We start from the raw sequence: 25486 nt of genomic DNA, 5'->3' as shown, positions 1-25486 counted from the left end.
GGGCTGCCCATTGGGCAGCCCTTCTTTTTTGCGTTGGCTAGTCGGGTAAAATGCCCGGCTTACTTAGCTGGCATCCGCTGCCTAATTCTGCATCAGGTAGCCTTTTATGTACTCATCCAAATCTCCATCGAGTACATTCTGCACGTCGGTGCGCTCGATGCCGGTGCGCAGGTCTTTGATGAGCTTGTAGGGATGCAGCACGTAGTTGCGAATCTGGGAGCCGAAGTCGATGCGCTTTTTGGTGGCTTCGACTTTGTCGCGCTCCAGGTTGCGCTTGTCCATCTCCTGCTGATAGAGGCGCGACTTGAGCATGCGCAGGGCGTGCTCCTTATTCATGAGCTGCGAGCGCTCAATCTGCACGGCGATGATGATGCCGCTGGGCGCGTGGGTGAGGCGCACGGCGGTTTCGACCTTGTTCACGTTCTGGCCGCCCGCGCCGCCGGCCCGAAAGGTGTCCCAGGAAATGTCGGCGGGGTTGATGTCGATGACAATGGTATCGTCAACTACCGGGTAGGCAAACACGGAGGCGAACGACGTATGCCGCCGGCCGCTGCTGTCGAAGGGCGACATGCGCACCAGCCGGTGCACGCCGATTTCACTCTTGAGGTAGCCGTAGGCAAATGGCCCATCAATTTCCAGCGACGCCGACTTGATACCGGCCCCTTCGCCGGGCTGGTAGCTCAACTGCTTCACGGTGAAGCCCTTGCTTTCGCCCCACATGATGTACATGCGCATGAGCATTTCGGCCCAGTCCTGGCTTTCGGTGCCGCCCGCGCCGGGGTTGATGTCGATGATGGCGGCCAGCTGGTCCTCCTCATCGGAGAGCATGCGCTTGAATTCCAGGGCCTCTACCTTGGCCTGGGTGGCATCGTACTCGGCCTGAATTTCGGCTTCGGTGGCCTCGCCCTCGCGGAAGAAATCGTAGAGGACCTCGGTATCCGCCATGGCTTGCTGCACGGCCTCGTAGTCGTCGGTCCAGGTTTTGATGCTCTTGATTTCTTTGAGCTTCAGCTCGGCGGCCTTCGAGTCGTCCCAGAAATCGGAAGCTATCGTTGCAGCTTCGGCCTTGATTACCTGCTCTTTACGGGTATCGTAGTCAAAGATACCTCCTCAGGGCCTCTGCGCGGCCCCTCAAGTCCTTTATGTGGTCTTGAGTCATAATGGTAAATGGGTAAGTGAGTAACTGAGCAGCTGACCTCACCGGCCAACTCTCACTGCGCAAAGGTCGGCATGAAAAAGGCGATGGCCTTTGCTGCGTAGTATACGCAGCAAAGGCCATCGCCTTTTTCCTCACTTACTCATTTACTAGCTTACCGCTACCATCCAGTTGTGCGGGTCGGGGGCCTGGCCGGTGCGAATGGCATCGAGCGCGGCACTGGCGCGGCGCGAGAACGCGTTGTCGGCTACGGCGGGCAGGTCGTGGTCCTGGCCCTCGAAGCCGATGGTGGCGATGGGCGCAATGGTGGCAGCCGTGCCTACCCCAAAGGCCTCCTGGAGGCGGCCGGCGGCCAGGGCGTCGAGCACTTCCAGGCTCGATACCTGGCGCTCTTCTACGGTCAGTCCCCAGTCGCGGGCCAGTTGCAGCACCGAGCGGCGCGTGATGCCGTCGAGGATAGAAGTAGAAATAGCGGGCGTAACTATTTTATTGTCAATAATAAAGATAATGTTCATCGTACCCGACTCTTCCACGAACTGGTGGGCCGAGGCATCGGTCCAGATGAGCTGGTTGTAGCCTTCCTGCTGGGCAATGCGGCTGGGCAGCATGGCTGCGCCGTAGTTGCCCGCGTTTTTGGCGTAGCCGGCCCCGCCGGGGGCAGCGCGCACGTACTTCTGCTCGAAGCGCACGCGCAGGGGCTTGGTGTAGTACACCCCTACCGGGCAGGTGATGACGCCAAAATGGTAAGTTTCGGACGGCCGCACGCCCAAAAAGCCGTCGGTGGCAAACATGAAGGGCCGCAGGTAGAGCGCCGTACCAATGGCCTGGGGCACCCACGCATCGTCGAGCTTCACGAGCTCGCGCAGGCCGTGCATAAACACATCCTGGGGCACGGTGGGCATGGCCATGCGCTCGGCCGAGGCATTGAAGCGCTGCCAGTTGTCGAGGGGCCGAAACATGGCCACCTGGCCGTTGGTCTGGCGGTAGGCTTTCATACCCTCAAAAATGGCCTGGCCGTAGTGCAGTGCCGAGTTGGCGGGGCTCACGGCCAGCGGGCCGTAGGGCACGATGCGCGACGGCTGCCACTCGCCACCCGTAAACTCGACGGCCAGCATGTGGTCGGCGAAGAGCTTGCCAAAATCCATGTTGGCGGGGTCGAGTTGGGCAAGGCGAGACGCGGAGGTGGGCTGCACGTCGAGGGCGAGGGTATCTAGCATAGGTAGGGTTACTGAAAACGTTTGGGGCTGGTTCTCTTACAAAAACTGCCGGCTCAAAGGTACTAGCTGCGCGCAACGCGGGGCTTCCAGGTTACCTCGGCCACGCCCAGGTCGTGGGCCATGGCCCGGCTCAGTACAAAGAGGTAGTCGGACAGCCGGTTGAGGTACATCACCACCAAGTCTTCGACCGGCGACGCCTCCCCTAGTTGAATAACCAGGCGCTCGGCGCGGCGGCATACGCAGCGCGCCACGTGCGCAAACGATACGGCCTGATGCCCGCCGGGCAGCACAAACTCGCGCAGCGGCGTGAGCACCTGGTCCATGCGGTCCATCTCGGTTTCGAGCAGGGTTACGTCTTCGGGGTGCAGGTCGGGCAGGCGCTGGCGCGGGTCTTTATCGGGGTCGGTGGCCAAGTGCGAGCCGACGGTGAACAGCCGGTCCTGGATTTCCTTGAGTAGGTCGCGGCGCGGGGCGTTCACGTCCTGGTCGCGTAGCAGGCCAATGTAGGAGTTGAGCTCATCTACGGTGCCGTAGCAGTCGATGCGCAGGCTCGATTTGGGGACGCGCGTGCCGCCTATCAGGGAGGTGAGGCCTTTGTCGCCGGTTTTGGTGTATACTTTCATAACCGCAGATTCAAACGGATTTAACGGATTTCACAGATACGGAACTACGCCCCTGGCTGTGGGGCGGTTTTTCTGCGTTGGGATGCTTTTAGAACGTCGTGCTTATCTGGCGTCCACGCAGGGAAGCATCTCGCTCGCTTCGCTCGCATCATTGCACTGGTATAACTGCTGCGGTGCGTGGGATGATTTAACTTACCGATAAAATACTGACCGTCAATAATTTAATAACCATCGGAATTTAACAGGAAGGCCAATAGCCATTAACCAGCTACTTAGCTGCTGAGCGAGTTGATGGCTGGGCTGGCGATGTTGTGGTTTACCTCATCGGTTTCGATAAGGCCGTCGCGCAGGCGCACAATGCGGTGGGCGTAGTGCGCAATATCCTCCTCGTGCGTCACCATAATGATGGTGTTACCTTTGGCGTAAAGTGCTTCAAATAAGCCCATTATCTCGTAGCTGGTTTTGGAGTCGAGGGCGCCGGTGGGTTCGTCGGCCAGTAGCACGCTGGGGCTGTTGACGAGGGCACGGGCGATGGCTACGCGCTGGCGCTGGCCGCCGCTGAGCTCGTTGGGGCGGTGGCCGGCGCGGTCGGCCAGGCCCACCGAGCGCAGGGCTTCGAGGGCGCGCTCGTTGCGCTCGCGCTTGCCCAGGCCCGCGTAGATGAGCGGCAGGGCCACATTTTCGAGCGAAGTGGAGCGCGGCAACAGGTTAAAGGTTTGGAAAACGAAGCCTATTTCCTTGTTGCGCACCTCGGCCAGCTGGTTGTCGCTCATGCGGCTCACATCCTGGCCGTTGAGGATGTACTGGCCCTGGGTGGGCGTATCGAGGCAGCCCACAATATTCATGAGCGTACTCTTGCCCGAGCCCGACGGCCCCATAAACGCCACGTAATCACCCCGTTTGATATCAATACTCACCGAGCGCAACGCGTGAATGTGCTCGGTGCCCATCACGTATTCCTTGGCGATGTTGGTGGTCTGAATTACGAAGGGCGTAAGGATGGCAGGAGTCATAGCAAGGGAGAAATGTTAGCGGGCAGGTACCGGGGGCTGGTCGAACGCCGCCGAGGCGGCCGCGTGGGCCGCCCGGCGCTGGGCAAATTGCGCCAGCAAGGTAGCGTACTGCGCGGCCCCGAGGCGCGGCCGCAGCTGGTCGAGCGCCGACTGGCCGAGGTCGGCCAGGCCGGCATCGGCGGCGGCCAGCGCGTAGGCTTGCAACAGCGCGGCCGAAGTGGGGTTTTCGGCCAAGCCCTTGTTGAGCGTGTCGTAGGCGTCGGTGTAGGCTTTTTGCTGCGTGAAGAAGCGCGCCGCCGCCAGCACGGCCGCCTCGTTGAAGGGCGCTTGCTGCACCAGCGCCTGGTAGCGGTGGGTGGCTTCGGGCAGCTGCCCGCTACTGGCGGCTCGCTGAGCACTGGCCAGTTCCTGGCTGCCGGCCAGTATTATTTTTGAGTTAACATTCTTTAAATCAGCTCTTTGCAATACCCGGCCCAGCGCGACCACGGCGGCCCGCTGGGTGGTATCGGCCGCCAGTCGGTGGTAGGCGGTCTGGGCCGAGTCGGTTTGGCCGGCCAGGACCAGCGCCCAGGCGCGCGGCAGGCGGGCATCGGTAGCGCCGAGGGCTTGCGCCTGTGCCAGCTGCGTGGCCGCCGTAGCATACTGCTGCTGCTGCAATTGCCACATTCCCAGCACATATTGGTAGTAGCCCGCCGCGGCCGTGGTGCCCACCGTGAGCGGGGCCAGCGTTTGGCGGGCGGCCAGCTCCTGGCCGGCGGCGTGGCGCAGCAGCGCTTGCAGGAATAGCAGCTGCTCGTAGTACGGCGCGTTGGCGGGGCGCTCGGCCAGCTTGGCCAGCACGGTTACCTGGTGCCGGGCCGGGCCGGGCTGCGCCGCCCGGGCAGTGAGCAGCGCCGCCTGGTAGGCGTGGGCAAAGGCGGCGGCATCGAGGTCGGCATCCGCAATGGGGGCCGGGGGAGTTGCGGGCGCGGCCATGAGCAGCTGCAACAGCTCCTGGTTGGCCAGCAGGGCGGGCTCGGTGGCGGGGGGCGGGGCAGCGGTGGCCAGCTTTTGGGCGGCTGAGTACAGGTTCTGGCTCAGCAAAAAGCCCAGCTGATTAGTGCGGCTCACGTAGCTGTTGGGTTTCAGCCGCTCGGTTTTGTCGAGGTAGATGGCCACCGAATCGGTGAGCGCCGAGCGGGTGAACAACTGGGCCAAATCGGAGGTGAGCGCCAGGCTGCGGGGCGCGGCGCGGCGGGCCTGGCGTAGCACCTCCAGCGCATCGAGGAAGTCGGCCGGCTCGGTGAGCAGGGCGTTGAGGCGCAGGCTGATTTTTTCGTCGGGCTGGCGCAGCAGGGCGCGGCGCAGGGCGTTCAACTCGTTTTGGCGCTGGCCGCGAAAGCGGTAGAGCGCCGCCCGGCCCAGCTGCGCCGTGCGGTTGAAGCGGGCCAGCACGTCGCCGCTTTCGGCGTAGTAGCGCTCGGCCAGCAGGGCCAGCGGCAGGTCGTCGGGGCGGGCCTCGCTTTGCTGGCGGGCCAGGTCGCCGAGCTGGTTGTACTGGCCGGCCTGCACCAGGGTAGCCAGGGGCCAGCCGCTGCGCAGCTCAATCAGCAGCAGCGTGGCCAGCGCCATGATATATACGGTGTAGAATGGCAGCCGGCGCGGCTCAAACACCACCCGGTATACCCGCAACCGCTGCTGCAACAGCCCCCCAAAATTGATGAGCACGTATAGGAAAAACGCCGCGCCAAACAGCCCCAGCGCCCGCGCGCTAAAGCTGCGCGCTGCCGCCAGCAGCGGCGCATTGGCCGTGGCCAGGGCGTAGCCCAGGGCCGCCGAAGCCGCCGCCACCAGCAGCCAGTACAGCGGCCGGGCCGCCACGAAGGGCAGCCAGCCGGCGTAGGTAGGCTCGCGCTGACGCAGGCCCAGGCCGCTTGCCACCACGGCGGGCAGCAGCAACACCAGCGGGTCGAGGTGCAGGCCGCCGGCCAGGGCCATCGTGTCGTTATTCCACCAATACCAGCCCAGCGCGCCCACATAGAGCAGGCTGGCCACCACGAAGGGCAGCAGGCCAAACCGGCCTTCGGGCCGCTCGGCCTGGGTGTTGAACCAGAGCAGGGCGCGCACGTTTTCGAGGCCCACCCACAGCACCAGCAAGACTACCAGCAGGGCGCTGGCCGGCGTGGCGTAGGCCGCCAGGTGCAGCACCGTTTCGGCCAGCGGCAGTTTGGTTCTGCCCACGATAAGGGCCACCAGCGCGGCCACCAGCGCCCCAAAAATCACCACGCGCCACACCACCCGCACCCGCTCGCCAAAGGCTTGCAGGCCCAGCGCCGCCGCGCCCAGCCCGCCCAGGCTCAAGTAGAGAAAGTATTGCCGGCTGTCCGAAAATATGCCCAGCGCATCGGCGTTCAACGCCAGTAGCAGGAAAATAACTGGCACCATACCCGCCAGAAAAGCCGGCCGGCGCAGCATGCTCACCACCGCCAGCCAGCCGGCCAGCGCCAGGGCCAACACGCTCAGCCACAGCGCGGCGGCCAGCGGCTGGGTGTAGGGCCCGCCCACATCGTGGGTGAGCGTGGTGATGAAGCCGCTCACGGGCAGCGGCAGCCGCACGGGCCCCACCGCCACCGAGTCGAGGGTGAGGGGCACCGGGGCCAGGTGGGGCACCAGCTGCACGGGCAGCACGGCGCTTTCGCCCGCAAAGTAGTAGTACACTGCCCCGGCCAGGGCCAGCAGCGCCAGCAGCAGGGGCAGCCCGAGCTGGCGGCGCAGGTGGGTGAAATCAGGCAAGGAAGTCGGGGAAAGGGGGTATTAACAAGCTAATTATCAAAACAGCACGTCATGCTGAGCCTGCCGAATCATCTCGCGCGAGGTAGTAACTTCAACGATGGAGATTACTGCTACACGCGAGATGCTTCGGCAGGCTCAGCATGACGTGCTGGTTTGTTATAAGCTGGGCTATTGTGTGCTGTGCTGAATTAGCTGCGTTGCTAATCGAGCACCTTGGGCACCCGAAAATAGTCGGAGTCCTTACGCGGGGCGTTGCGCAGGCCATCCTGGTGGCTGATGCTGTTGCTGGCCACATCATCGCGCAACACGTTGATTTCGTGCGATAAATGCACCAAGGGCTGCACGCCTTCGGTATCTACTTTTTCGAGCTGTGCCACCCAATCCAGAATCTTATTGAGGTCGGTGAGCATCTGGCCCTCGTGGGCGGGGTCAAATTCGAGGCGGGCCAGGTGGGCCAGGCCGCGTAGCGTTTCGGTATTCATGTCGGTAAATGAGTAATTGAGTAGCTGAGTAAGGTGCACTGGGGTAAAGAATGAGAGATGGCAAAGAGAATTTACTCATTTACTCACTCACACTTTACGTTCAGCGCCAGGTGCTGGGGCCAGGAATGCCGCGGCCTTCGGGCACAAAGTCGTCGGCGATTTGGGCCATGGCCTGGGCCTTGAGGGCGGGCACGTCGGCCTGGGTGAGGCCCTTGGTTTCGATGGCTTCGTGGAAAACAACGCGCAGCGCCGCGTGGCGCACGCGCAGGCCCGCCACCGAGGGCATAAACTTGTGGTTGAGGGGCATACTTACCGGCACAATGGGCACGCCGGTGGCAATGGCCAGCTGAAACGCGCCGTCCAGGAAGGGCTGGAGCTCCTCGCCGGGCTTGGGGCCAATGGTACCTTCTGGGAACAAGGCCAGCGGGCGGCCTTCCAGCAGGCCCTGCTTGGCCAGGGCGAAGGCGCGGCCCCGGCTCACCACGCTGCGGCGGTTCACGGGAATGTACGTTTTGCCGAAAAGGGGCCCCCACAGCGGAAACTTCACCAGTGCGTCTTTGCCCATCATATTGAGGAAACCCGGAATGGTGTAAAACAGCACCAGAATGTCAATATACGAGCCGTGGTTGGCCACATAAATGCAGGGCTGGGGCACGGGCCGGGTGTTTTCGCGCACAATGTCAAGCGGCACACCCCACATCAAAATGGAAAACTTGGCCCAGTTGCGGTTGAGGCTGTGCAGGTAGGGCCGCCATTCGGGCCGGCGCACCAGCACCAGCATCAACGGGTAGGTCACGAAAAAAGGCAGCACAAACCAGAACGTAGCCCAGGTAGTGTACAGCCGGTGACCAATGTAGCGCAGAAATGCAGGCATAGTAGCAAATTTACAGTAAACCGGGCAATGGGTAATTTGTACTGGGCAGTAGCGCACCTTATAAAGGGCAAGTACCTGTTGCCCATTACTCATTGCCCATTACTCCCGCCCGGCCAGCACTTTCTCGGCCTTGAGCAGGCCGGCTACGCTGATGGCGTCGGTGATGCGGTTGCTCATTACCAGCTCAATGGCTTGGGCGAGGGGCAGTTTCCAGAGGCGCAGGTCTTCGGTTTCTTCGGGCTCGGTGTCGCCCTGGGTCAGGCCTTCGGCCAGGAACACGAAGCCCTCTTCGTCGGTGACGGAGTTGGAAGTATGCAGGCGGGCAATACGCGTCCAGCGGGCGGCGAGCAGGCCGGTTTCCTCGCGCAGCTCGCGCTGGGCCGATTCCAGCACGTCGAGCCCCACGGGGCCGCCACCCATCGGAATTTCCCAGCAGTATTCGTTCAGCGTGTAGCGGTACTGGCCCACCAGCCACGTATTACCCTCACTATCAAGCGGAACGATACCAATGGCCTTGTTCTTCATCGATACCACGCCGTAGATGCCCGCCCCGCCCTGGGGGTTGAGCACCTGGTCTTCGCGCACCCGAATCCAGGGGTTTTGGTACTTCGGCTCCGAGCTGATGGTTTGCCAGGGATTATGGGTTTCGTCGAGGTCGGCGGGGGGCTGCGTGGGCGTCATGAGCAAAAAAAGCGAGCGGAGTACTCGCAAAAATAGCCCCGCCCCCGCCCCAACCCCACGCCGAGCGGGCGCGTACTACTGCTAGAAGCTCGGCGGCTACTCACCATCCGGCCCCCGGCTCAGCGCTTATGGCTGACAAGAAGCCCACCCCCGCCCCTACCGAAGACGCCCTGCTCAACCTCAAGTTTGCCCAAGCCGAAGCCGACCTGGCCCAGAAAAACGGCGGCCTCGGCCCCGTTACCAATGAGTACATCACGACCGAAGAAAACGAGGAGATAACGCAGGCCGAAGGCCCCCGCGACAGCCAGGGCCAGCGCCGCGGCGACATCGACCCCTCGCGCGAAGGCTCCAACGCCGGCACCCACAACTAGGTACCGATGCCTTTTTTAGCTTCCAGCCCCACCAGGCACCGGTCGGCGGGTGGCTTCCTTTCGTTGCAGCTGCTGGCCCTCGCGCTGGTAGTGGTGCTGTTGGGGAGCTGCCGGGCCAGCGGGCCCGGCACACCCGCCCGCACGGTGGCCGCTTTTTTTGCCAAGTACCGCGACCGCTCGGGCTTTCGCACCACCGAGTGGTCGGCCGATTTGCTCCAGCGCATGGCGTTGGTGCGGGTGGGTAAGCTGCTCGGTGGCAACGACCTGACCAATGCCATCACCGGCATTCGCACGGCGCGGGTTATGAGCTTTTTACCCACCAGCGGCAGCGCCCAAAACCTAGTGCGCGAGGGCCTCAGCAGCGAAGTAAGCGGCTTGCTGCAAGCCGAGCGCTACACCCCGCTAGCCAGCAACGCCACCGGCGCGGCCCCTTACACCTACGTGGTGAAGGCCAACGGCGACCAGGTGAGCGAGTTGGTCGCCACCGGCACTATGCCCGACGCGCTCGGCTCGTTTGTATTGGTGCAGGTGCAGGGCAACTTCACCCGCGCCCAGGCCGATGCGCTCATCGGGGTGCTGCCCGAAGTGGTGCAGCAAACCGCTGGCAAGTAAGTCGCTACGCGCAATGTGCGTTGAAGTTTACAAGGAAGGTCACGCTCAGCTGGCGTCCACGCAGGGAAGCATCTCGCTCGCATCGTTGGCTTAACAGCTTAATGAGGCGAGCAAGATGATTCCCTGCGTGAACGCCAGATGAGCATGACTTTCTTTTTTATTGCGTTCGTATTCAACTACCACTGCCATGCCCGACTTGGCCGCCAACTCCCAGCCCGCGGGTGCAACTTTGCAGTACGTTTTATTTAGCAGCTGGCTGTTTTGACTTCTTTTTTGATTACGGGCGGGGCCGGGTTTGTGGGGGCCACGCTGGCTCTGCGCTTCAAGGCGGCGCACCCCGAGGCGCGCGTTATTGCCTTCGACAACCTCAAGCGGCGCGGCTCGGAGCTCAATTTGCCACGCCTGCGCCAGGCGGGCATCGAGTTTGTACACGGCGACGTGCGCAACCAGGAAGACTTCGACGCCCTGCCGGCCGTGGAGGTAGTCATTGAGGCCTCGGCCGAGCCCTCAGTGCTGGCCGGCCTCACCTCAGCCCCTGATTACTTGGTAAATACCAACCTCCTGGGCACCGTGCACTGCCTGAACTACGCCCGGCGGCACGGCGCGGCGTTCGTGTTTTTGTCCACCAGCCGGGTGTACCCCATCAACCAGATTGAGCAGATTGCCCTCACCGAAGGGCCCACGCGCTTCGAAGTGGCCGCCGCGCAGCCCATGCCCGGCATGAGCGCCGCCGGCCTGACCGAAAACTTCCCCCTCGAAGGCTACCGCTCGCTCTACGGCGCCACCAAGCTGTGCTCGGAGTACCTCATTCAGGAGTACCACCACTTCTACGGGGTGCGCACCATCATCAACCGCTGCGGGGTGCTGGCCGGGCCCTGGCAGATGGGCAAGGTCGACCAAGGCGTGGTGGTGCTGTGGGTGGCGCGCCACTTCTGGCAGCAGGGCCTGGGCTACATCGGCTTCGGCGGCACTGGCAAGCAGGTGCGCGACGTACTGCACGTCGATGACCTCTACGAGCTGCTGGAGATGCAACTAGCTGATTTATCGAAGCATAGCGGCCAGACTTATAACGTGGGCGGCGGCCGCGCCGGCAGCGTGTCGCTGCAAGAGCTCACGGCGCTGTGCCAGGAAATAACTGGCAACACGGTGCCCATCCACGCCGAAAGCGAAACGCGGCCGGCCGACATCGCCCTCTACCTCACCGACAATACCCGCGTAACGGCCGCCACCGGCTGGGTGCCGCGCCGCTCGGTGCGCCAGCTGGTGCAGGAGGTGCACGCATGGCTACAAGCCAATGCGGCCGATTTGAAGCCGATTTTGGGCATGTAGCGCGGTGTAGCGTAAGCTTCAGCTTGCGAGCGAGCGCAGCGAGCATCGTCGTTCGCGCCGCCCAGTGCCGCCTGCTCACTCGCAAGCTGAAGCTTACGCTACACTGCGGTATACCACGGTACACGCGCCGCACCGTTCTTTTTACCTTTGGGGGTATTTTAACCGTTTGAATGAAAGTTGCCCTCATTACCGGGGCCGGCGGCCTGATTGGCAGCGAGGCCGTGGAGTTTTTCAGCGATAAGTTTGATTTGGTGGTGGGCGTCGATAACGACATGCGGCGCTACTTTTTTGGCGAAGCCGCCTCCACCGACTGGAACCGCCAGCGCCTGCAAGCCGACTTTGCCAACTACCGCCACCACGCCGCCGACATCCGCGACGTGCCCGCGCTGGAAACGATTTTTCGGGCGTACGGCGCCGATATTGCCCTGGTAGTGCACACCGCCGCGCAGCCCAGCCACGACTGGGCCGCCCGCGAGCCGTTTACCGATTTCAGCATCAACGCCACCGGTACGCTTAACCTACTGGAAATGACGCGCTTGCATTGCCCCGAGGCAGTATTCATCTTCACTTCCACTAACAAAGTGTACGGTGACAACCCCAATTTGCTGCCACTGGTAGAGCTGGAAACCCGCTGGGAAATCGACTCCGTGCACCATTACCACGCCCTCGGCATTGACGAGCAGATGAGCATCGACCACACCACGCACTCGGTATTCGGGGCCTCCAAGGTGGCCGCCGATGTGCTGGTGCAGGAATACGGCCGGTATTTTGGGCTGAAAACGGCCGTTTTTCGGGGGGGCTGCCTCACCGGGCCGCGCCATGCGGGCGCGCAGCTGCACGGCTTTTTGTCGTATCTGATGAAGTGCGCCATCACGGGGCAACCCTACACGGTGTTTGGCTACAAGGGCAAGCAAGTGCGCGACAACATTCACGCCCACGACCTGGTGAGCATGTTTTGGCACTTTTACCAGGCCCCGCGTACCGGCGGGCAGGTGTACAACGCCGGCGGCGGCCGCTTCGCCAACTGCTCGATGCAGGAAGCCATCGCGCTCTGCGAAACCATCACCGGCAACCGCATGAGCTACTCGTACTCGGACCAAAACCGGGTGGGCGACCATATCTGGTACGTGAGTGATGTAAGCCGCTTTGCCCTGCACTACCCCGGCTGGCAGCCGCAGTACGACCTGGTAAGTACGCTCACGCAAATATTTGAGGAGCTGCGCGTTAGAAGCTAAAGCCATCAGCGTTGCGAGCTATTATAACTACCTTATTACATGAAGCTTAGCGTCGTTATTCCGGCCTACAACGAGGAAGAAAGCATCGGCGAGACGCTGCACACGCTGTACGCGGCGCTGGTGGCGCAAGGCATCGACCACGAAATCGTGGTTACCAACGACAACTCGAAGGACAATACCCTGGCCCGGCTGGAGGCCCTGGCTCTGGAAATTCCGACGCTCACCGTGTACACCAACCCCGGCCCCAACGGCTTCGGCTACGCCGTGCGCTACGGCCTGGAGCGCTACCAGGGCGACTGCGTGGCCGTGATGATGGCCGACCTCAGCGACGACCCCGCCGACCTCGTGCGCTTCTACCACAAGCTGCTCGAAGGCTACGACTGCGTATTTGGCTCGCGCTGGATTCGGGGGGGCCGCGTGGTGGACTACCCGGCCCACAAAAAAACCCTCAACCGCGTGGCCAACACCATTGTGCGGGCCGCGTTCCGGCTGCGCTACAACGACTGCACCAACGCCTTTAAGCTCTACCGCCGCAGCACCATGGACGGGCTCAAGCCCTTCCTCTCGCCCCACTTCAACCTCACCCTCGAGCTGCCGCTCAAGGCCATTGTGCGGGGCTACTCCTACGCCGTACTACCCAACTCGTGGACCAACCGCAAGTACGGCGAGTCGAAGCTGAAAATCAAGGAGATGGGCAGCCGCTACTTCTTCATTCTAGTGTATTGCCTGATTGAGAAGTACTTCGCGCAGGGCGATTTCAAGAAGGCGAATTAAGCGCTACTGATACGCCCGCGCCGCCAGCGCCCGCTGCGCCACCAGCCACACCGGGCCCGCATACTGCAGGTAGCCCGTGGTAAAATACACCGGAATGAGCAGCGCAAAAAACACCACCACGGCCGCCAGGTAGCGCCGCTCGGCCAGCGTGGTGCAGAGCGGAGCAGGGCGGCACCGCCAGCCGAAAGCTCATCTTGGCCAGGTGCGTAGCGGGGTGGTCGGCGTGCGGCGCGAAGGGCGCGGCGGCTTGCTCGCCAATGCGGCGCAGCTTTTCATCCAGTACTTCGGTGTGGGTAAAAAGCTGGGCATACGCATGGTTCACTTTCGGAAGCTGGAACGTGGCCGCCACCAGCAGGCACAGCCCGGCCAGCCACCGGCGCCGGTGCGCCACCAGCCGCGCAAAATCCGCCTCAAACATCGCGGGCATCATGCGGCAAAGATGGGCTGGGCGGGGGGCTGGCCCCGCCTGCAACCCTACTGGCCCCACCCCGCTCTTACTAGCGCTGGGCCGTTAGTATCGTTCATCCTCAATAATTTAATTATCAGATTCATGAAGCGCTTTCTACCGTTTGCCGCCATTGGCTCGCTGCTGCTGCTCGCTTTTCAGTGTGAGGATAGGTACGAAGGCCCCGACATTGCGTTTGGCCCCGGCGCGGGCATCACCTACCGCGACGCCCAGGGCCGCTTCACCCACCGCCAGGATGCCAGCGACTGGACTTCCGATAGCATCTGTAACACACAGGAAATCAATAACTTGTATTTTCCAAATCTCAACATCAATGGCCCGCAGCAGCCCACAGCCGTGCTTAGCAACCTGGCCTACCCAAACCCCGGGTCCGTGGGCCAGCTGCGGTGGCGGCTCAAGCTAAGCCCGGCGGCGCCGTGCCCATGCCAGGTCTACGCGTCGGTGCGCAGCAAGCGCTACACCGAGGTTGATATATACCAGACCGACAACCTGGCGGCGGGCGACAGCGTGGTATTTGCCCCAAAAACCTATGACTTTGACCAGACCTACCGGCTCTACTACGTCGTATCCAACGCCGCGGGCTTACTGAACAAAGGTCACGGCGACCTGCTCTTTACCAAGTAGGCCGCAACAAAAGCGACCCGTCGGCGGGGCCGGCGGGTCGCTTTTGCTGGAAAGTACGTTCGCTTAAATATCAAACTTAATCCCCTGAGCCAGCGGCAGTTCAGTGCCGTAGTTCATGGTATTAGTCTGGCGGCGCATGTACACTTTCCAGGCGTCGGAGCCCGACTCGCGGCCACCGCCGGTTTCCTTTTCGCCGCCGAAAGCACCGCCGATTTCGGCCCCGCTCGTGCCGATATTCACGTTGGCAATGCCGCAGTCGGAGCCCGGCGCGGCCAAAAAGGCTTCGGCCTCACGCAGGTTGAGGGTGAAGATGGCCGACGACAAGCCCTGGCGCACGCCGTTTTGCAGGGCAATGGCTTCCTGCACATCTCCTTGGTATTTAATGAGATAGAGAATAGGCGCAAACGTTTCGGCCTGCACCGTGGGGTAGTGGTTTTCGGCCGCCACCAGGGCGGGCAGCACGTAGTGGCCGCCGTGTAGCTCGGCGCTGCTCAGCATTTGGCCGCCGGTGAGCAGGGTAGCGCCTTCGGCCTGCACTTTTTCCAGCGCATTGGTGAAGAGGGTTACGGCATCGGCGTCGATGAGGGGGCCCACCAGCGTGCCGGCTTGCAGCGGGTGGCCCACCGGCAGCTTGGCGTAGGCGGCCAGCAGGCGCTGGGTAACCTCCTCGTAGATAGAATCATGAATAATGAGGCGGCGCGTGGTAGTGCAGCGCTGCCCCGCCGTGCCCACCGCCCCAAACACGATGGCGCGCATAGCCATGTCGAGGTCGGCCTGCGGGGTGAGGATGATGGCGTTGTTGCCGCCCAGCTCCAGCAGCGCGCGGCCCAGGCGCTGGCCCACGGCCGCGCCCACGGCGCGACCCATGCGGGTGCTGCCCGTGGCCGACACCAGCGGCACCCGCTCGTCGTGGGCCAGGGCCGCGCCTACGTCGGGCCCGCCCAGCACGAGGTTGAACACGCCCTCGGGTATGTTATTTTCAGCCAGTACTTTACCGATAATTTGCTGCACGGCCACGGCGGCCAGCGGGGTTTTCTCCGATGGCTTCCAGATGCTTACATCGCCGCACACGGCGGCCAGCATGGCGTTCCAGGCCCACACGGCCACCGGGAAGTTGAAGGCCGAAATAATACCCACAATGCCCAGCGGGTGGTACTGGTCGTACATGCGGTGCGCGGGCCGCTCCGAGTGCATGGTGAAGCCGTGCAGTTGCCGGCTCAGGCCCACGGCAAAGTCGCAGATGTCAATCATCTCCTGCACTTCGCCCAGGCCTTCCTGCAATATTTTGCCCATCTCGTAGCTCACCAGCTTGCCCAGGGCTTCTTTGTGATGACGCAGCTCGTTGCCGATTTGGCGCACAATTTCGCCGCGCTGGGGCGCCGGCATCAGCCGCCACACGGGAAAAGCGGCCTGCGCAGCTTTTACAACTTCTTCATAATCAGTCACGGTAGCTACGGCCACGGCCGCGATGCGCTGGCCATCGGCGGGCGACACAATCACTTTTTGCGCGTTGCCCGCGCCGCCCCAGGTGCGGCCGGTGCAGGTGGCGGGGTTTTCGGGCTGCACACCGAGCAGGCGCAGCACGTCGCGGATGCCGTGGGGGTCGGCGTGGGGGTGCGGTACGGTTACGTCGGAGGGAGTGGCTTCTTCGAGGGCCTGCTTCATGGGAGTAGGAAAAGGGGGGGTGGGTGGGTACGTGGCCCAAAGGTAGCAGCCCCGGCCACGCCCGGGGTGAGCAAGGACGCGCGCCACAACTGCGCTCTTCTTATATTTGAAAATAAATTTCTTTTACTCCTCCTTCAATATATGAAAGCAACTCGACTCTTTGCTATTGGCCTGCTACTGGCTCCGGGGCTGCGCCAGCCGACGGCAGCCCAGGCCGTTGACCCCGCTTTCAGCCTCCCTACCGGCCTGTATGCTCCGGGCCAGGTGCATGCGCTGGGGCCGGCTCAGGCCAATGGCCAGCGCCTGGTAAGCGGGGTATTTGTGCGGGCCAATGGCCAGGATGTACCCTCCCTGGTGCGGCTCAATGCGGACGGCAGCCTCGACCAGGACTTCCTCAACAAGGTGGGCTATACGCAGTACGTGTTCCGCATCAAGGGCCTGCCGGGTGGGCAGTACCTGCTGGGCAGCGTGGGCGGCATTATCTCGGCCGGGGGCATCACGCGCACCGAGGTGCTGCGCCTGAATGCCGATGGCTCCGCCGACGCATCGTTTGACGGCGGCACGGGGCCCGAGTTGCCCAACGACTTCGGCACCATGATGGACTACGCCGTGCAGCCCGACGGTAAAGTGCTGGTAGTGGGCAACTTTGAGTCGTACAGCGGTGTGCCGGCCCACAGCGTGGTGCGGCTTACTGCCACGGGCGAGGTGGACCCCACCTTCTCGGCCGGGGCCGGCATCGCCGTCACCTTCAACAGCAATACCCAAGCCACGGTAGTGGCCGTGCAGCCCAACGGCAAGGTGCTGGTGGCCGGTGACTTTGACGTGTTCAACGGCGTGCCGGCCCACCGGCTGGTGCGGCTCAATACCGACGGTAGCGTGGACCGCAGCTTTACGTCGCCGCTCCAGCCTTCGTCGAGCGTAGAAGCATTGCTGATTCAGCCCGATGGCGCTGTATTGGTCGAAGGCTCGCTGGCTTTAAGCCCGGCCGGCAATAGGACGTTTTTGGCGCGCCTGCTGCCTTCGGGTACCCCCGACCCCACTTTCACGCCTCCCGCATTCCAAAACAATGTCAGCTTTTTGTACTACGACTCGCCTATTGCGGTGCAGCCCGATGGCAAAATTCTGGCGGTAGGCTCTTTCAACAACAGCGCCGCCGACCGGATAATTCGGCTGCTCCCCAACGGCACGCCCGACGCTACGTTTCGGGTGCCGGCCGGGCCCGATAATGCGCCCCTATCGCTGGGCCTCCAGCCCAGCGGCCGCATTTTGCTGGGCGGCTTGTTCAACTCGCTGGGCGGGCGCGAAACCTCGCTGGGCCAGCTAACCAGCAGCGGAGCCGCCGACGCGGCCTTCACCACCAAGCTGCAAGTCGTTGGCAGCGTGAACGCTATGGCGCGCCAAGCCGATGGCCAGCTGCTTATTGGCGGCAACTTTACGGAGCTGAGTGGCCAGCCCGTGCACCGGCTGGCCCGGCTGTCGGCCACTGGCGTGCTCGATGCGGCGCATGCGGCGGCGGTGCCCGTGCTGCCGGGCCCCGTGAATTGCCTGGCCGTGCAGCCCGATGGGAAGGTGCTGGCCGGGACTGGCCAGGGCCTGCGGCGGCTCCTGCCCAGCGGCAGCCCCGACCCCAGCTTCGGCACCTTTGCGGCCACACTCGCCACCAACGCCTTGGCGTTGCAGGCCGATGGCCGCATCTTGCTGGGCGGCGCCTTCAACGGCTCATCGGGCGGCGTGGCCTATGCGGGCGTGGTGCGGCTAGCGGCCGATGGCCGCTTCGACCCTTCTTTTGCGCTGGCAACTACCCGCCTGGGCCAACTTTCGGGGGCCAGTGCGCTGCTGGTGCAGCCCGATGGCCGGGTGGTGGTGGCAGGCAGCTACTACGTACCGGGCCAAAACTTCCAGTACCACGTGGCGCGCTACGAAACCACCGGGGCCGCCGATGCTTCTTTCGGCACTGCCGCAACCTTCGCCGACAAAAACGGGGCATATAGGTTCGTCAACCGCATTTATGCCCTCAGCCGGCAGCCCGATGGCCAGCTGCTGGTGGCCGGCAACTTTGGTACCGTGGCCGGCGCGCCCCGCTCCGGGTTGGCGCGCCTCACCGCTACCGGTACGCTCGATGCGAATTTTGCGCCCGGCACTGCCGTCAATACCGTGGTGAACAGCCTGGCTTTGCAGCCCAACGGCCGCGTGCTGGTAGGCGGCAAGTTTAGCCTGGGCAACCTCAATAACCTGGCGCGCCTGCTCCCCAGCGGGCAGTTGGATACATCCTTCGCACCCACCGCTTACCCCGATAACAGCGTCAATGCCCTGCTGTTGCAGCCCGACGGGGCCCTCCTAATCGGTGGTGCCTTCGCCAATGTGGGCGGCCAGGTGGGCTTTGGCGTGGGCCGCATTATTGCCCCAAATGTGCTGGCCGTGGCGGCCCCCAGCGTACCCATTGCCCGCACCGAGGTGTGGCCCGTACCTGCGCACTCCGTGCTGCACGTAGCCCCCGACGCCCGCGCCTGGCCCCATACCCTGGAGCTATGCGATGCCCTGGGCCGCCTCGTGCGCACGCTGCCCGTAGCTACCGGGGCTGACCTTACCCTCGATGTGGCGGGCTTACCTGCGGGCGTATATCTGCTGCGCGTGCAGTACGCCACCGGGGCCGTTACGCGCCAAGTAGCAGTGCATTAGCTACTTACCTAGCATACCATACCGCGGCCCTGGCCCGGCTAGCCCCAACCCGGCTACGGTTGGTTGCTGGCCTAGCCAGGCCAGGGCCGCGCTTTCCTGGTTAAAGTAGCAATAGCGGCTGCCCTGTAGCGAGCCCTGCACCCTATTTGGCCACAGGATGTCATCTTCGCGGGCTACCTCCTGGCTCACCATGGCGAAGCAGGCATTGAGGACGGGCTCGCCAGAGCCTGACTACTAGCGCTGGCACGGCGTAGCCGCGGCGCCGGCGCGCTAGCGGATACCAGTATATTCGGGGCAAGACTATCAGTCCTCCTTCCTTTTTTTGTTCTCTATGCATTCATTTCGACTCTGTAGCTTGGGCTTACTGCTGGCCCCCTTACTACCGCGGCTGGCAGCCGCCCAAGCGCCCGACCCCACTTTTACACCGCCAACTAGCCTCTATGCCTCGGGACTGGTCTACAGCATGAGTGCCCAACAGGCTGATGGAAAGCGCGTGGTGGCCGGCTTCTTCTCACGCTTCAATGGCGTAGCGGTAGGCAGCCTGGTGCAGCTTGATGCCGCTGGGGCTCCCGACCCGGCTTTTGCGCAGCGCGTGGGCAGCGCCAGCAACATCACGGCGGTGGTGAGCCTGCCCAATGGCCAGTACCTGCTGGGCACCTACAACGGCGGCACCGTTACGGCCGGGGGCCTCAGCCGCTCGGGGCTGCTGCGCCTCAATGCCAATGGCACCGCCGACGCGGCCTTCGACCCCGGCACTGGCCCTGGGCAGGGCCGCGCTACCGGCCTGGCAGAGGGCCTGGCCGTGCAGGCCGATGGTAAAACTCTGGTGGTGGGCGAGTTCGACACCTTCAATGGCCAGCCGGCGGCCGGCGTAGTGCGCCTCAATGCCGATGGCAGCGTAGACCCCGTCTTTAACGTGGGCACGGGGGGTAGCAGCCCCACCTACACGTATGTGGATGCCGTGGCGGTGCAGCCCGACGGTAAAATTCTGGTTAGCGGCAGCTTCACAACATTTAACGGCCAGCCGGCCAACGGTCTGGTGCGCCTTAACGCCACTGGCAGCCTGGATGCCTCCTTTACTTCGCCCTTCACGGCTGGCTCCGAGCCTACCAGCGTAGTGCTTCAGCCCGATGGCAAAATACTACTGGCCGGCGGCAACCTAACGATTGGAACTACCCGCACCGGGGCCGTGCGCCTGAATACCAACGGCACCGTTGATACCGGCTTTGCGAACACGGCTATCACGGGGGGCTCCACCTTCAACCGCTACGATGCCTCGCTACTGGTGCAGCCCGATGGTAAAATCCTGGTAATCGGCGACTTCAAGCTGGCTAACAACACCCGCGTGGCCCGCCTCAACGCCGACGGCACCCTCGACCCTTCGTTTCGGATAAGCCCTGGCTCCAACACCATGCCCTACTCCGTGGGGCTGCAAGCCGATGGCACCGTGCTGGTGGGCGGCACCTTTCTCACCGCCGCCGGCGTGGAGATTCCGCTGGGTCACCTTTCCAGCACCGGGGCCCTCGATAACGCCTTCACCCCCAAGCTACAGGGGCCCGGCTACGTCACGGCCGTAGTGCGCCAGGCCGATGGCCAGCTGGTGCTGGGTGGCAACTTTACGGAACTCAATGGCCAGCCGGTGCAACGGGTGGTGCGTCTTTCGCCCGCCGGCGTGGTCGATGCCAGCTTTGCGGCAGCCACTGGCGCGCAGCCATCAACTGTCAGCTGCCTGGCCCTGCAGGCCGATGGCAGCATTCTGGTAGGGGGAACCGGCGTGCGGCGGCTCACCCCTGCCGGCAGCCCCGATGCCAGTTTTAGCTATTTTTTGGGAGGCGGCGGCGGCGTTACGGCGCTGGCCGTGCAGCCCGACGGGCGGCTGATGGTGTGCGGCGCCGCCTTAAGCGCTGGCTTTCGCTACCTGTTTCGGGTGACGGCGACCGGCGCTTATGACGCATCTTTTACCCGCGACATTACAAACGCTACCGGCCTGGGCATACCCAGCACCGCCACCGCCGTGCTGGTGCAGCCCGATGGCCGCATTGTAGTGGCCGAAGATTTTATGGCGCCGGGCTCCGCTGGCCTGCTTACTTCCCGCGTGGTGCGCTACACCAGCACGGGCAGCCTGGATGCCACTTTCAATAATGCCTCGGAGTTTGGCACCGCCTCAGCCACCAACGGCGGCCTGCACCGACTCTACGCCCTGGCCTTGCAGCCCGATGGCCGCCTTTTGGTGGGCGGCCAGTTTGGCTCGGTCAATGGCACGGCGCGCGCCGGCGTGGCTCGCCTCACTGCGGCCGGCACCCTCGACGACACCTTCCAGCCCAGCCTACCGGCTACTGCGCTGATTTATAGCCTGGCGCTTCAGCCCAATGGCCGGGTAGTGGTAGGGGGCAGCTTCACCTCCCCCACCACCAGTTACCTGGCCCGCCTGCTGCCCACCGGGCAACCCGATAACTCCTTCGCTGCCAGCACCAACCCCAATGGGGACGTGCGCAGCGTGCTGGTGCAACCCGATGCCAGCATTGTGCTTGGGGGTTCTTTCACTGCAGTAGGTAGCGAGGCTGCTTCCGGCGCGGCCCGCATTATTGCCCCCAACGCGCTGGCTGTCACCACCCCGTTGGCACTGGCTGCCCGCACTGAGGTATGGCCCGTGCCCGCCCACGGGCTGCTGCACGTAGCCCCTGATGCCCGCGCCCAGCCCCGCGCCTTGGAGCTGTGCGATGCGCTGGGCCGCCCCGTGCGTACGCTACCAATAACTACCACGGCCGGTGCGCTCACCCTCAATGTGGCGGGCCTGCCCACGGGCCTGTATCTGCTGCGCGTGCAGTACGCCACCGGCACCGTTACCCGCCGGGTAGCGCTGCAATAGGCGCTGGCCCCAACCACGCTACGGCTGCTGGGTTAGCCAGGCCAGGGCTTCGCCTTCCTGGTTGAAGTAGCAGTAACGGCTACCTTGGAGCGAACCTTGCGCCATATTGTTGCGCAGGGTATCGTCTTCACTGGCCACATCTTGGCTCACCATCGCGAAGTAGGCGATGACCACGGGCTGGCCCAGCACCTGCGGCAGGCGAGGGGCATACACTTCGCCAAACCACTGCGCGGCCGCCGCATCGCGGTAGGGCCGGCGGCGCACATCCAGCAGCCAGTGCCAGCAGCTGTTGTGGGCCAGGGCGGCTTCGAGCATGGCCTCGTAGTGGGTTTGCAACTCTTGCAGCGGCACTGGGCGCAGCCAGCGGCCAATGAGCAGGTGCTGCTCGGGCCGGTGTTCTATGGTGAAGCTTTCGGGGGAATAGGTAGTAGGGGTAAGCATAGCGAAACCGAAAAGAGCAGGCTCTATAAAAGCACCGGCAAAGATGCAGCGGCTAGGCAAAAACGGGAGTAGGCAGCGCATAAAAAAGCCCTCGCCAGTAGCTGGCGAGGGCTTTTGCAATCTTCCACACGGCTGTTTACTCGCGGCCGATGGGGTAAAACGCCTTGCGGCCATCGGGGTACACGCCCTCGATGAGGGCGCCCGAGTTGTCCTTGGCCTCGTCGAGGTAGGCCTGCACATCGGTGGGCTTGGCGATGGTGTTCTTATCGATGCGCGTGATGATGAAGCCATCCGCCATGCCGGTTTCCTTGAAGTTGCTGCTCTTAATGCCCGAAATCTGGGCCCCACCCTGAATCCCGAGCAGGTTCTGGAGCTTCGCCGACACCGGGGCCACCTTGGCACCCTCGTAGGTGATGGCGGCGGCGGCGGCCAGCTCCCGCACCACAGCCGTGGTGTTGGACGCATTAAAGAGCGTAGCCGTAGCTACCTGCTTGTCGCTGCCGCGCAGGTAGCCCACCTTGATTTTATCGCCGGGGCGGAAACGCGATACCTGCTCCTGTAACTGCGAAGAGGTGTTCACGGCCACACCGTTGATGTCGGTGATGATATCGCCGATTTTCAGGCCGGCCGCCGCCGCCGAGCTTTTCTCGCCCAGGCCCTGCACGTACACGCCGTTCAGGGTGTTTAGCTTCTTCTCCGAAGCCAGGCGGGCATCTACTTCCTGAATGCGCACGCCCAGCAGGGCCCGCTGTACTACCTTGTATTTCAGCAAGTCATCGACCACCTTGCTCACAATGGAGCTGGGCACGGCAAAGGCGTAGCCCTCAAACGAGCCGGTGTGCGACGAAATAGCCGAGTTGATGCCGATGAGGTCGCCGCTGGTGTTCACCAGCGCGCCGCCCGAGTTGCCAGGGTTCACCACGGCATCGGTCTGGATGAACGACTCCACACCCATGCTGTTCTGCTCGCGACTCAGGATGCCGATGCTGCGGCCCTTGGCCGAAATGATGCCCGCCGTTACGGTCGAGTTCAGGTTGAAGGGGTTGCCCACGGCCAGCACCCACTGGCCCACCTTCACCTCATCGGAGTTACCGTACTTGATAAACGGCAGATTATCAGCCTTTACCTTCAGCACGGCCAGGTCGGTGCTGGGGTCGGCGCCCACCACCTCGGCGTCAAACTTGCGCTTGTCGTCGAGCACCACCGTTACCTTGGAGGCCTTGTCAATCACGTGGTTGTTGGTCACGATGTAGCCGTTGGCCGCAATAATCACGCCCGACCCCGAGCCTTCGCCCCCACCCTGCGGCTGACGCTGGCCGTGCAGCTGGCCCTCCAGCTGGTCGCCAAAAAACTGGCGCAGAAACGGGTCCATCTGCATGCGCGAAGCCTGCTGCTGCGGCTCGGCCTTGTACTCGGTCATTACGTGCACCACGGCCGGCGTGGTAGCCGCGGCGGCGGCCACAAAGTTGAGCCCCTCGGGCGCGGCATAGGTGCTGCTGCGCAGGGCGGAAGTGTAGCGAACCTGCGGGTCAGAAGCTACCGTCGTCTGCACGCCGTTGCCCGGCGCAGTCTCCAGTAGCTTATAGCCCCCCACGGCCACGCCGCCGCCCAATACGGCAGAAGTCAGCAGGCCGAGCATCATGTTTTTAGCTTGCATAGGGGTTGAATTAAAAACGAAAAAAAGTAACGTAAGAAGAGCACCTACCCACCGGGCCGCGCACTATAACTACCCGTGAAAATAGAAAAGAGTTTAGCTTTCAACAAGCGCAACGCAAAAAAGAGTTGCGGCATTGCCCAGCGGTTGCATCCTGAATAGCGTAGTGCAGTATCCAAACCAAAAAAGGCACCCGCTGAGGTGCCCTTTTCACTGGTTGCTAGCGCACTTCGATGTGCTGCTTGGTCACCTTTTCGGTGTCGAAAGGCAGCATCACGCGCAGCAGGCCGTCGGCCATTTCGGCGCTGATATGCTTCGCGCTCACCGCTTCGGGCAGGCGGAAGGCCCGGCGAAACTCCCCGAAGCGGGTTTCGACGCGGCGCAGCTGGGGCACGTTGTCGCCCTCCGTGGCTGGGGCAGGGCGGTTGCCGCTCACTACCAATTGGTTGTCCTGGAAATCGAGGCTCACGGCAGCCTTGGCCACGCCCGGCAGCGCCAGATGTAGCTCAAAGCCCTGGGCCGTTTCAAAGATGTCGGCGGCGGGCACGAAGGTGGTGGAGGGCTGGGGCGTAGCCGGCTGCGCATCACGCAACAGTTCGTTCAGCAAAGAATTAAAAGCACGGGCGGGCCGCATAGTGGGCCGGGTATTATACAAAAGCGTAGACATGATAAGAAAAGGTATTTAGGATATTAGCCGGCCGCCAATCCCGGCGGAGCTACCTTCTTTCCTTAAAATCTATGCCGAACGCATCGGCCAGCCATTTTGGCTGCTGCAAGCAGCATTTTACCCAATTTACTTATGTGTAACGACTAAACACCTGATAATATGGCTGATGCGTAGTTAAAATCAATTATACAAGTAGCCAAAATGACGCGCTTACAGTTAGTGTTGCGTTGGCAGCTGCTGGCGGTCGGCTTTGCCGCCAGTTGGCAAGATGGTAAACCGCGCTTCCAGCCCCAGCGTGGGATACACGATGTTGAGCTTACCGCCAGAAGTCTGCACCCCGTTTCTGTCATATTGGGGTAGCGTCTCCAAATACCCCGTTTGGTAGGCAAACCAGGGCGTCAGGTCGATGGCCGGCGACAGGCGCACGCCCACCTCCGCCCGCAGGCTGGTGTACTGAATAGTGCGCTCGTCTTGGTCGTTAGCGTCCTTTTGGAAACGCAGGTGGGTACCGGCCTCGTAGCTCAGGCGGGGGCGCAGGGCCAGGCCCGCGGCCTCGCCGCTGAAGGACACTATTTTCTCCAAATCAACCCGCAGGCGGGTCCAAGTCTGGCTACCAGGACCCGAGCCACCGACGTAGCTGGTGGTCGGAAATATGCGCTCCACGCCGAGGCGCTGCCCAAACGTGATACCTCCAAAAATGGGCGCGCGGTGGCGCAGCAGTAGCTCCGGCGTAAAGGTTTCGCCAGCTATGCTACCCGTTTGCAGCTGCCCGCTGCCGCCGTTGAAGCGCGCCGTGGCCCCCCAGCTCCAGTTGGCATTCCAGAAATGCTCGTAGCCTACGCGCACCTGCCCGGCATCGAACCCCAGGTGGCGCGGCGGCTGGTAACTAGAGGCATCGGCCTGCGTGCGCTCGCCGCGCAGGGTTAGCAGCAGGTAATCACCGTTCTTTAGCGCTACCTCGCCCTGCACTTCCGGCCACAGCCGCAGGTTTTGCACCACACGGGTGGTTTGGGCGCTGGCCACCGTAGTGGCAAGCAGCAAGGCAGTATATAGTATAAATTTCATATTATCAAGTAGTTAGTAATCATATAACGTCCGTCATGGCGAGCGCAACGCAGTGGAGCGCGGCAATCTTTCCTGGTCGTTCTCGGCATCTATACTCGTTACGCGGTAGTCTGCGAATCGAGAATATGAAATTTGAGGGTTAGACGGGACGCGAGTTCTGGGCCAAACTCGGGGAGTCGGTCGAAGAAGTCGAGGACGGCCGTTTTGAACTGGCCCT

General features: G+C 62.9%; 22 protein-coding genes. 8 read left to right on the top strand and 14 right to left on the bottom strand.

Features of this window, described 5'->3' with window-relative positions:
* Positions 1–81 precede the first annotated feature (81 nt).
* From prfB to QMK33_RS06370, 8 genes are all read right to left on the bottom strand, one after another.
* A protein-coding gene (gene prfB, locus QMK33_RS06405; RefSeq protein ID WP_283563737.1) for a peptide chain release factor 2 occupies positions 82–1159 on the bottom strand; the annotation gives its coding sequence in 2 pieces (ribosomal slippage) (positions 82–1098 and positions 1100–1159; 1077 coding nt in all).
* Positions 1160–1305: 146 nt separating this feature from the next.
* Positions 1306–2373: a branched-chain amino acid aminotransferase gene (locus QMK33_RS06400; protein WP_283563736.1), complete on the bottom strand. Its 1068-nt coding sequence runs from the start codon at positions 2371–2373 to the stop codon at positions 1306–1308.
* Between the two features lie 62 nt (positions 2374–2435).
* Positions 2436–2996: a cob(I)yrinic acid a,c-diamide adenosyltransferase gene (locus QMK33_RS06395; protein WP_283563735.1), complete on the bottom strand. Its 561-nt coding sequence runs from the start codon at positions 2994–2996 to the stop codon at positions 2436–2438.
* 272 nt (positions 2997–3268) lie between these two features.
* On the bottom strand, positions 3269–4009 hold the full coding sequence (locus tag QMK33_RS06390; protein WP_283563734.1) for an ABC transporter ATP-binding protein: 741 nt from the start codon (positions 4007–4009) through the stop codon (positions 3269–3271).
* A gap of 15 nt (positions 4010–4024) precedes the next feature.
* A complete protein-coding gene (locus tag QMK33_RS06385) occupies positions 4025–6781 on the bottom strand; it encodes a tetratricopeptide repeat protein (protein ID WP_283563733.1) in 2757 nt (918 codons plus the stop codon).
* A gap of 200 nt (positions 6782–6981) precedes the next feature.
* Positions 6982–7263 carry an Asp-tRNA(Asn)/Glu-tRNA(Gln) amidotransferase subunit GatC gene (gene gatC, locus QMK33_RS06380; RefSeq protein ID WP_283563732.1) on the bottom strand — a complete coding sequence of 94 codons (282 nt, stop codon included), beginning with the start codon at positions 7261–7263 and terminating at the stop codon, positions 6982–6984.
* A 100-nt stretch (positions 7264–7363) separates the two neighbouring features.
* A complete protein-coding gene (locus tag QMK33_RS06375) occupies positions 7364–8137 on the bottom strand; it encodes a lysophospholipid acyltransferase family protein (RefSeq protein ID WP_283563731.1) in 774 nt (257 codons plus the stop codon).
* Between the two features lie 99 nt (positions 8138–8236).
* Positions 8237–8818: an NUDIX domain-containing protein gene (locus tag QMK33_RS06370; RefSeq protein ID WP_283563730.1), complete on the bottom strand. Its 582-nt coding sequence runs from the start codon at positions 8816–8818 to the stop codon at positions 8237–8239.
* A gap of 128 nt (positions 8819–8946) precedes the next feature.
* Here QMK33_RS06370 and QMK33_RS06365 point away from each other — a divergent pair, with 128 nt between their 5' ends.
* From QMK33_RS06365 to QMK33_RS06345, 5 genes are all read left to right on the top strand, one after another.
* Positions 8947–9189 carry a hypothetical protein gene (locus QMK33_RS06365; protein ID WP_283563729.1) on the top strand — a complete coding sequence of 81 codons (243 nt, stop codon included), beginning with the start codon at positions 8947–8949 and terminating at the stop codon, positions 9187–9189.
* Positions 9190–9195: 6 nt separating this feature from the next.
* On the top strand, positions 9196–9801 hold the full coding sequence (locus QMK33_RS06360) for a DUF4252 domain-containing protein (RefSeq protein WP_283563728.1): 606 nt from the start codon (positions 9196–9198) through the stop codon (positions 9799–9801).
* A 261-nt stretch (positions 9802–10062) separates the two neighbouring features.
* Entirely contained in the window at positions 10063–11130 is a 1068-nt protein-coding gene (locus tag QMK33_RS06355) for an NAD-dependent epimerase/dehydratase family protein (RefSeq protein WP_283563727.1), read from the top strand.
* 170 nt (positions 11131–11300) lie between these two features.
* A complete protein-coding gene (locus QMK33_RS06350) occupies positions 11301–12365 on the top strand; it encodes an NAD-dependent epimerase/dehydratase family protein (protein ID WP_283563726.1) in 1065 nt (354 codons plus the stop codon).
* 39 nt (positions 12366–12404) lie between these two features.
* Positions 12405–13139 carry a glycosyltransferase family 2 protein gene (locus QMK33_RS06345; RefSeq protein ID WP_283563725.1) on the top strand — a complete coding sequence of 245 codons (735 nt, stop codon included), beginning with the start codon at positions 12405–12407 and terminating at the stop codon, positions 13137–13139.
* Here QMK33_RS06345 and QMK33_RS06340 read toward each other — a convergent pair.
* Positions 13123–13569 carry a hypothetical protein gene (locus QMK33_RS06340; RefSeq protein ID WP_283563724.1) on the bottom strand — a complete coding sequence of 149 codons (447 nt, stop codon included), beginning with the start codon at positions 13567–13569 and terminating at the stop codon, positions 13123–13125. The genes QMK33_RS06345 and QMK33_RS06340 overlap by 17 nt on opposite strands.
* A gap of 120 nt (positions 13570–13689) precedes the next feature.
* On the opposite strand from QMK33_RS06340, the gene QMK33_RS06335 reads away from it, so the two are divergent.
* On the top strand, positions 13690–14229 hold the full coding sequence (locus tag QMK33_RS06335; protein ID WP_283563723.1) for a hypothetical protein: 540 nt from the start codon (positions 13690–13692) through the stop codon (positions 14227–14229).
* A 63-nt stretch (positions 14230–14292) separates the two neighbouring features.
* Here the strand turns inward: QMK33_RS06335 and amaB are convergent, their stop codons facing one another.
* Complete coding sequence (gene amaB, locus QMK33_RS06330) at positions 14293–15894, bottom strand: L-piperidine-6-carboxylate dehydrogenase (RefSeq protein ID WP_283563722.1); 1602 nt, start codon at positions 15892–15894, stop codon at positions 14293–14295.
* 141 nt (positions 15895–16035) lie between these two features.
* On the opposite strand from amaB, the gene QMK33_RS06325 reads away from it, so the two are divergent.
* Both QMK33_RS06325 and QMK33_RS06320 read left to right on the top strand, forming a co-directional pair.
* Positions 16036–18573 (top strand): T9SS type A sorting domain-containing protein, encoded by a 2538-nt coding sequence (locus QMK33_RS06325; protein WP_283563721.1) that lies wholly within the window; start codon positions 16036–16038, stop codon positions 18571–18573.
* Between the two features lie 463 nt (positions 18574–19036).
* Positions 19037–21442 carry a T9SS type A sorting domain-containing protein gene (locus tag QMK33_RS06320; RefSeq protein WP_283563720.1) on the top strand — a complete coding sequence of 802 codons (2406 nt, stop codon included), beginning with the start codon at positions 19037–19039 and terminating at the stop codon, positions 21440–21442.
* 18 nt (positions 21443–21460) lie between these two features.
* Here QMK33_RS06320 and QMK33_RS06315 read toward each other — a convergent pair whose 3' ends face one another.
* The 4 genes from QMK33_RS06315 to QMK33_RS06300 all read right to left on the bottom strand — a co-directional run bounded on the left by QMK33_RS06315 (position 21461) and on the right by QMK33_RS06300 (position 25269).
* Positions 21461–21883, bottom strand: coding sequence for a hypothetical protein (locus QMK33_RS06315; protein ID WP_283563719.1), 423 nt, complete (start codon positions 21881–21883; stop codon positions 21461–21463).
* Between the two features lie 136 nt (positions 21884–22019).
* Complete coding sequence (locus QMK33_RS06310; protein WP_283563718.1) at positions 22020–23540, bottom strand: S1C family serine protease; 1521 nt, start codon at positions 23538–23540, stop codon at positions 22020–22022.
* Between the two features lie 217 nt (positions 23541–23757).
* Positions 23758–24204, bottom strand: a complete 447-nt coding sequence (locus QMK33_RS06305; protein WP_283563717.1) for an Hsp20/alpha crystallin family protein — start codon at positions 24202–24204, stop codon at positions 23758–23760.
* A 216-nt stretch (positions 24205–24420) separates the two neighbouring features.
* Positions 24421–25269 carry a hypothetical protein gene (locus QMK33_RS06300; RefSeq protein WP_283563716.1) on the bottom strand — a complete coding sequence of 283 codons (849 nt, stop codon included), beginning with the start codon at positions 25267–25269 and terminating at the stop codon, positions 24421–24423.
* Positions 25270–25486: the final 217 nt, after the last annotated feature.

The sequence above is a fragment of the Hymenobacter sp. H14-R3 genome (genome assembly GCF_030063445.1).
Classification (GTDB): domain Bacteria; phylum Bacteroidota; class Bacteroidia; order Cytophagales; family Hymenobacteraceae; genus Hymenobacter.
This window is presented reverse-complemented; position numbering and strand designations above follow the sequence as displayed.

What these genes read in the sequence shown, in the direction of transcription:
- QMK33_RS06315 (WP_283563719.1), bottom strand. Translation starts at nt 21,883, where the DNA reads ATGCTTACCCCTACTACCTATTCCCCCGAAAGCTTCACCATAGAACAC.
- QMK33_RS06390 (WP_283563734.1), bottom strand. Translation starts at nt 4,009, where the DNA reads ATGACTCCTGCCATCCTTACGCCCTTCGTAATTCAGACCACCAACATC.
- QMK33_RS06350 (WP_283563726.1), top strand. Translation starts at nt 11,301, where the DNA reads ATGAAAGTTGCCCTCATTACCGGGGCCGGCGGCCTGATTGGCAGCGAG.
- QMK33_RS06375 (WP_283563731.1), bottom strand. Translation starts at nt 8,137, where the DNA reads ATGCCTGCATTTCTGCGCTACATTGGTCACCGGCTGTACACTACCTGG.
- QMK33_RS06370 (WP_283563730.1), bottom strand. Translation starts at nt 8,818, where the DNA reads ATGACGCCCACGCAGCCCCCCGCCGACCTCGACGAAACCCATAATCCC.
- QMK33_RS06305 (WP_283563717.1), bottom strand. Translation starts at nt 24,204, where the DNA reads ATGTCTACGCTTTTGTATAATACCCGGCCCACTATGCGGCCCGCCCGT.
- amaB (WP_283563722.1), bottom strand. Translation starts at nt 15,894, where the DNA reads ATGAAGCAGGCCCTCGAAGAAGCCACTCCCTCCGACGTAACCGTACCG.
- QMK33_RS06400 (WP_283563736.1), bottom strand. Translation starts at nt 2,373, where the DNA reads ATGCTAGATACCCTCGCCCTCGACGTGCAGCCCACCTCCGCGTCTCGC.
- QMK33_RS06320 (WP_283563720.1), top strand. Translation starts at nt 19,037, where the DNA reads ATGAGTGCCCAACAGGCTGATGGAAAGCGCGTGGTGGCCGGCTTCTTC.
- QMK33_RS06365 (WP_283563729.1), top strand. Translation starts at nt 8,947, where the DNA reads ATGGCTGACAAGAAGCCCACCCCCGCCCCTACCGAAGACGCCCTGCTC.
- QMK33_RS06345 (WP_283563725.1), top strand. Translation starts at nt 12,405, where the DNA reads ATGAAGCTTAGCGTCGTTATTCCGGCCTACAACGAGGAAGAAAGCATC.
- QMK33_RS06395 (WP_283563735.1), bottom strand. Translation starts at nt 2,996, where the DNA reads ATGAAAGTATACACCAAAACCGGCGACAAAGGCCTCACCTCCCTGATA.
- QMK33_RS06340 (WP_283563724.1), bottom strand. Translation starts at nt 13,569, where the DNA reads ATGATGCCCGCGATGTTTGAGGCGGATTTTGCGCGGCTGGTGGCGCAC.
- QMK33_RS06335 (WP_283563723.1), top strand. Translation starts at nt 13,690, where the DNA reads ATGAAGCGCTTTCTACCGTTTGCCGCCATTGGCTCGCTGCTGCTGCTC.
- QMK33_RS06300 (WP_283563716.1), bottom strand. Translation starts at nt 25,269, where the DNA reads ATGAAATTTATACTATATACTGCCTTGCTGCTTGCCACTACGGTGGCC.
- gatC (WP_283563732.1), bottom strand. Translation starts at nt 7,263, where the DNA reads ATGAATACCGAAACGCTACGCGGCCTGGCCCACCTGGCCCGCCTCGAA.
- QMK33_RS06360 (WP_283563728.1), top strand. Translation starts at nt 9,196, where the DNA reads ATGCCTTTTTTAGCTTCCAGCCCCACCAGGCACCGGTCGGCGGGTGGC.
- QMK33_RS06310 (WP_283563718.1), bottom strand. Translation starts at nt 23,540, where the DNA reads ATGCAAGCTAAAAACATGATGCTCGGCCTGCTGACTTCTGCCGTATTG.
- QMK33_RS06325 (WP_283563721.1), top strand. Translation starts at nt 16,036, where the DNA reads ATGAAAGCAACTCGACTCTTTGCTATTGGCCTGCTACTGGCTCCGGGG.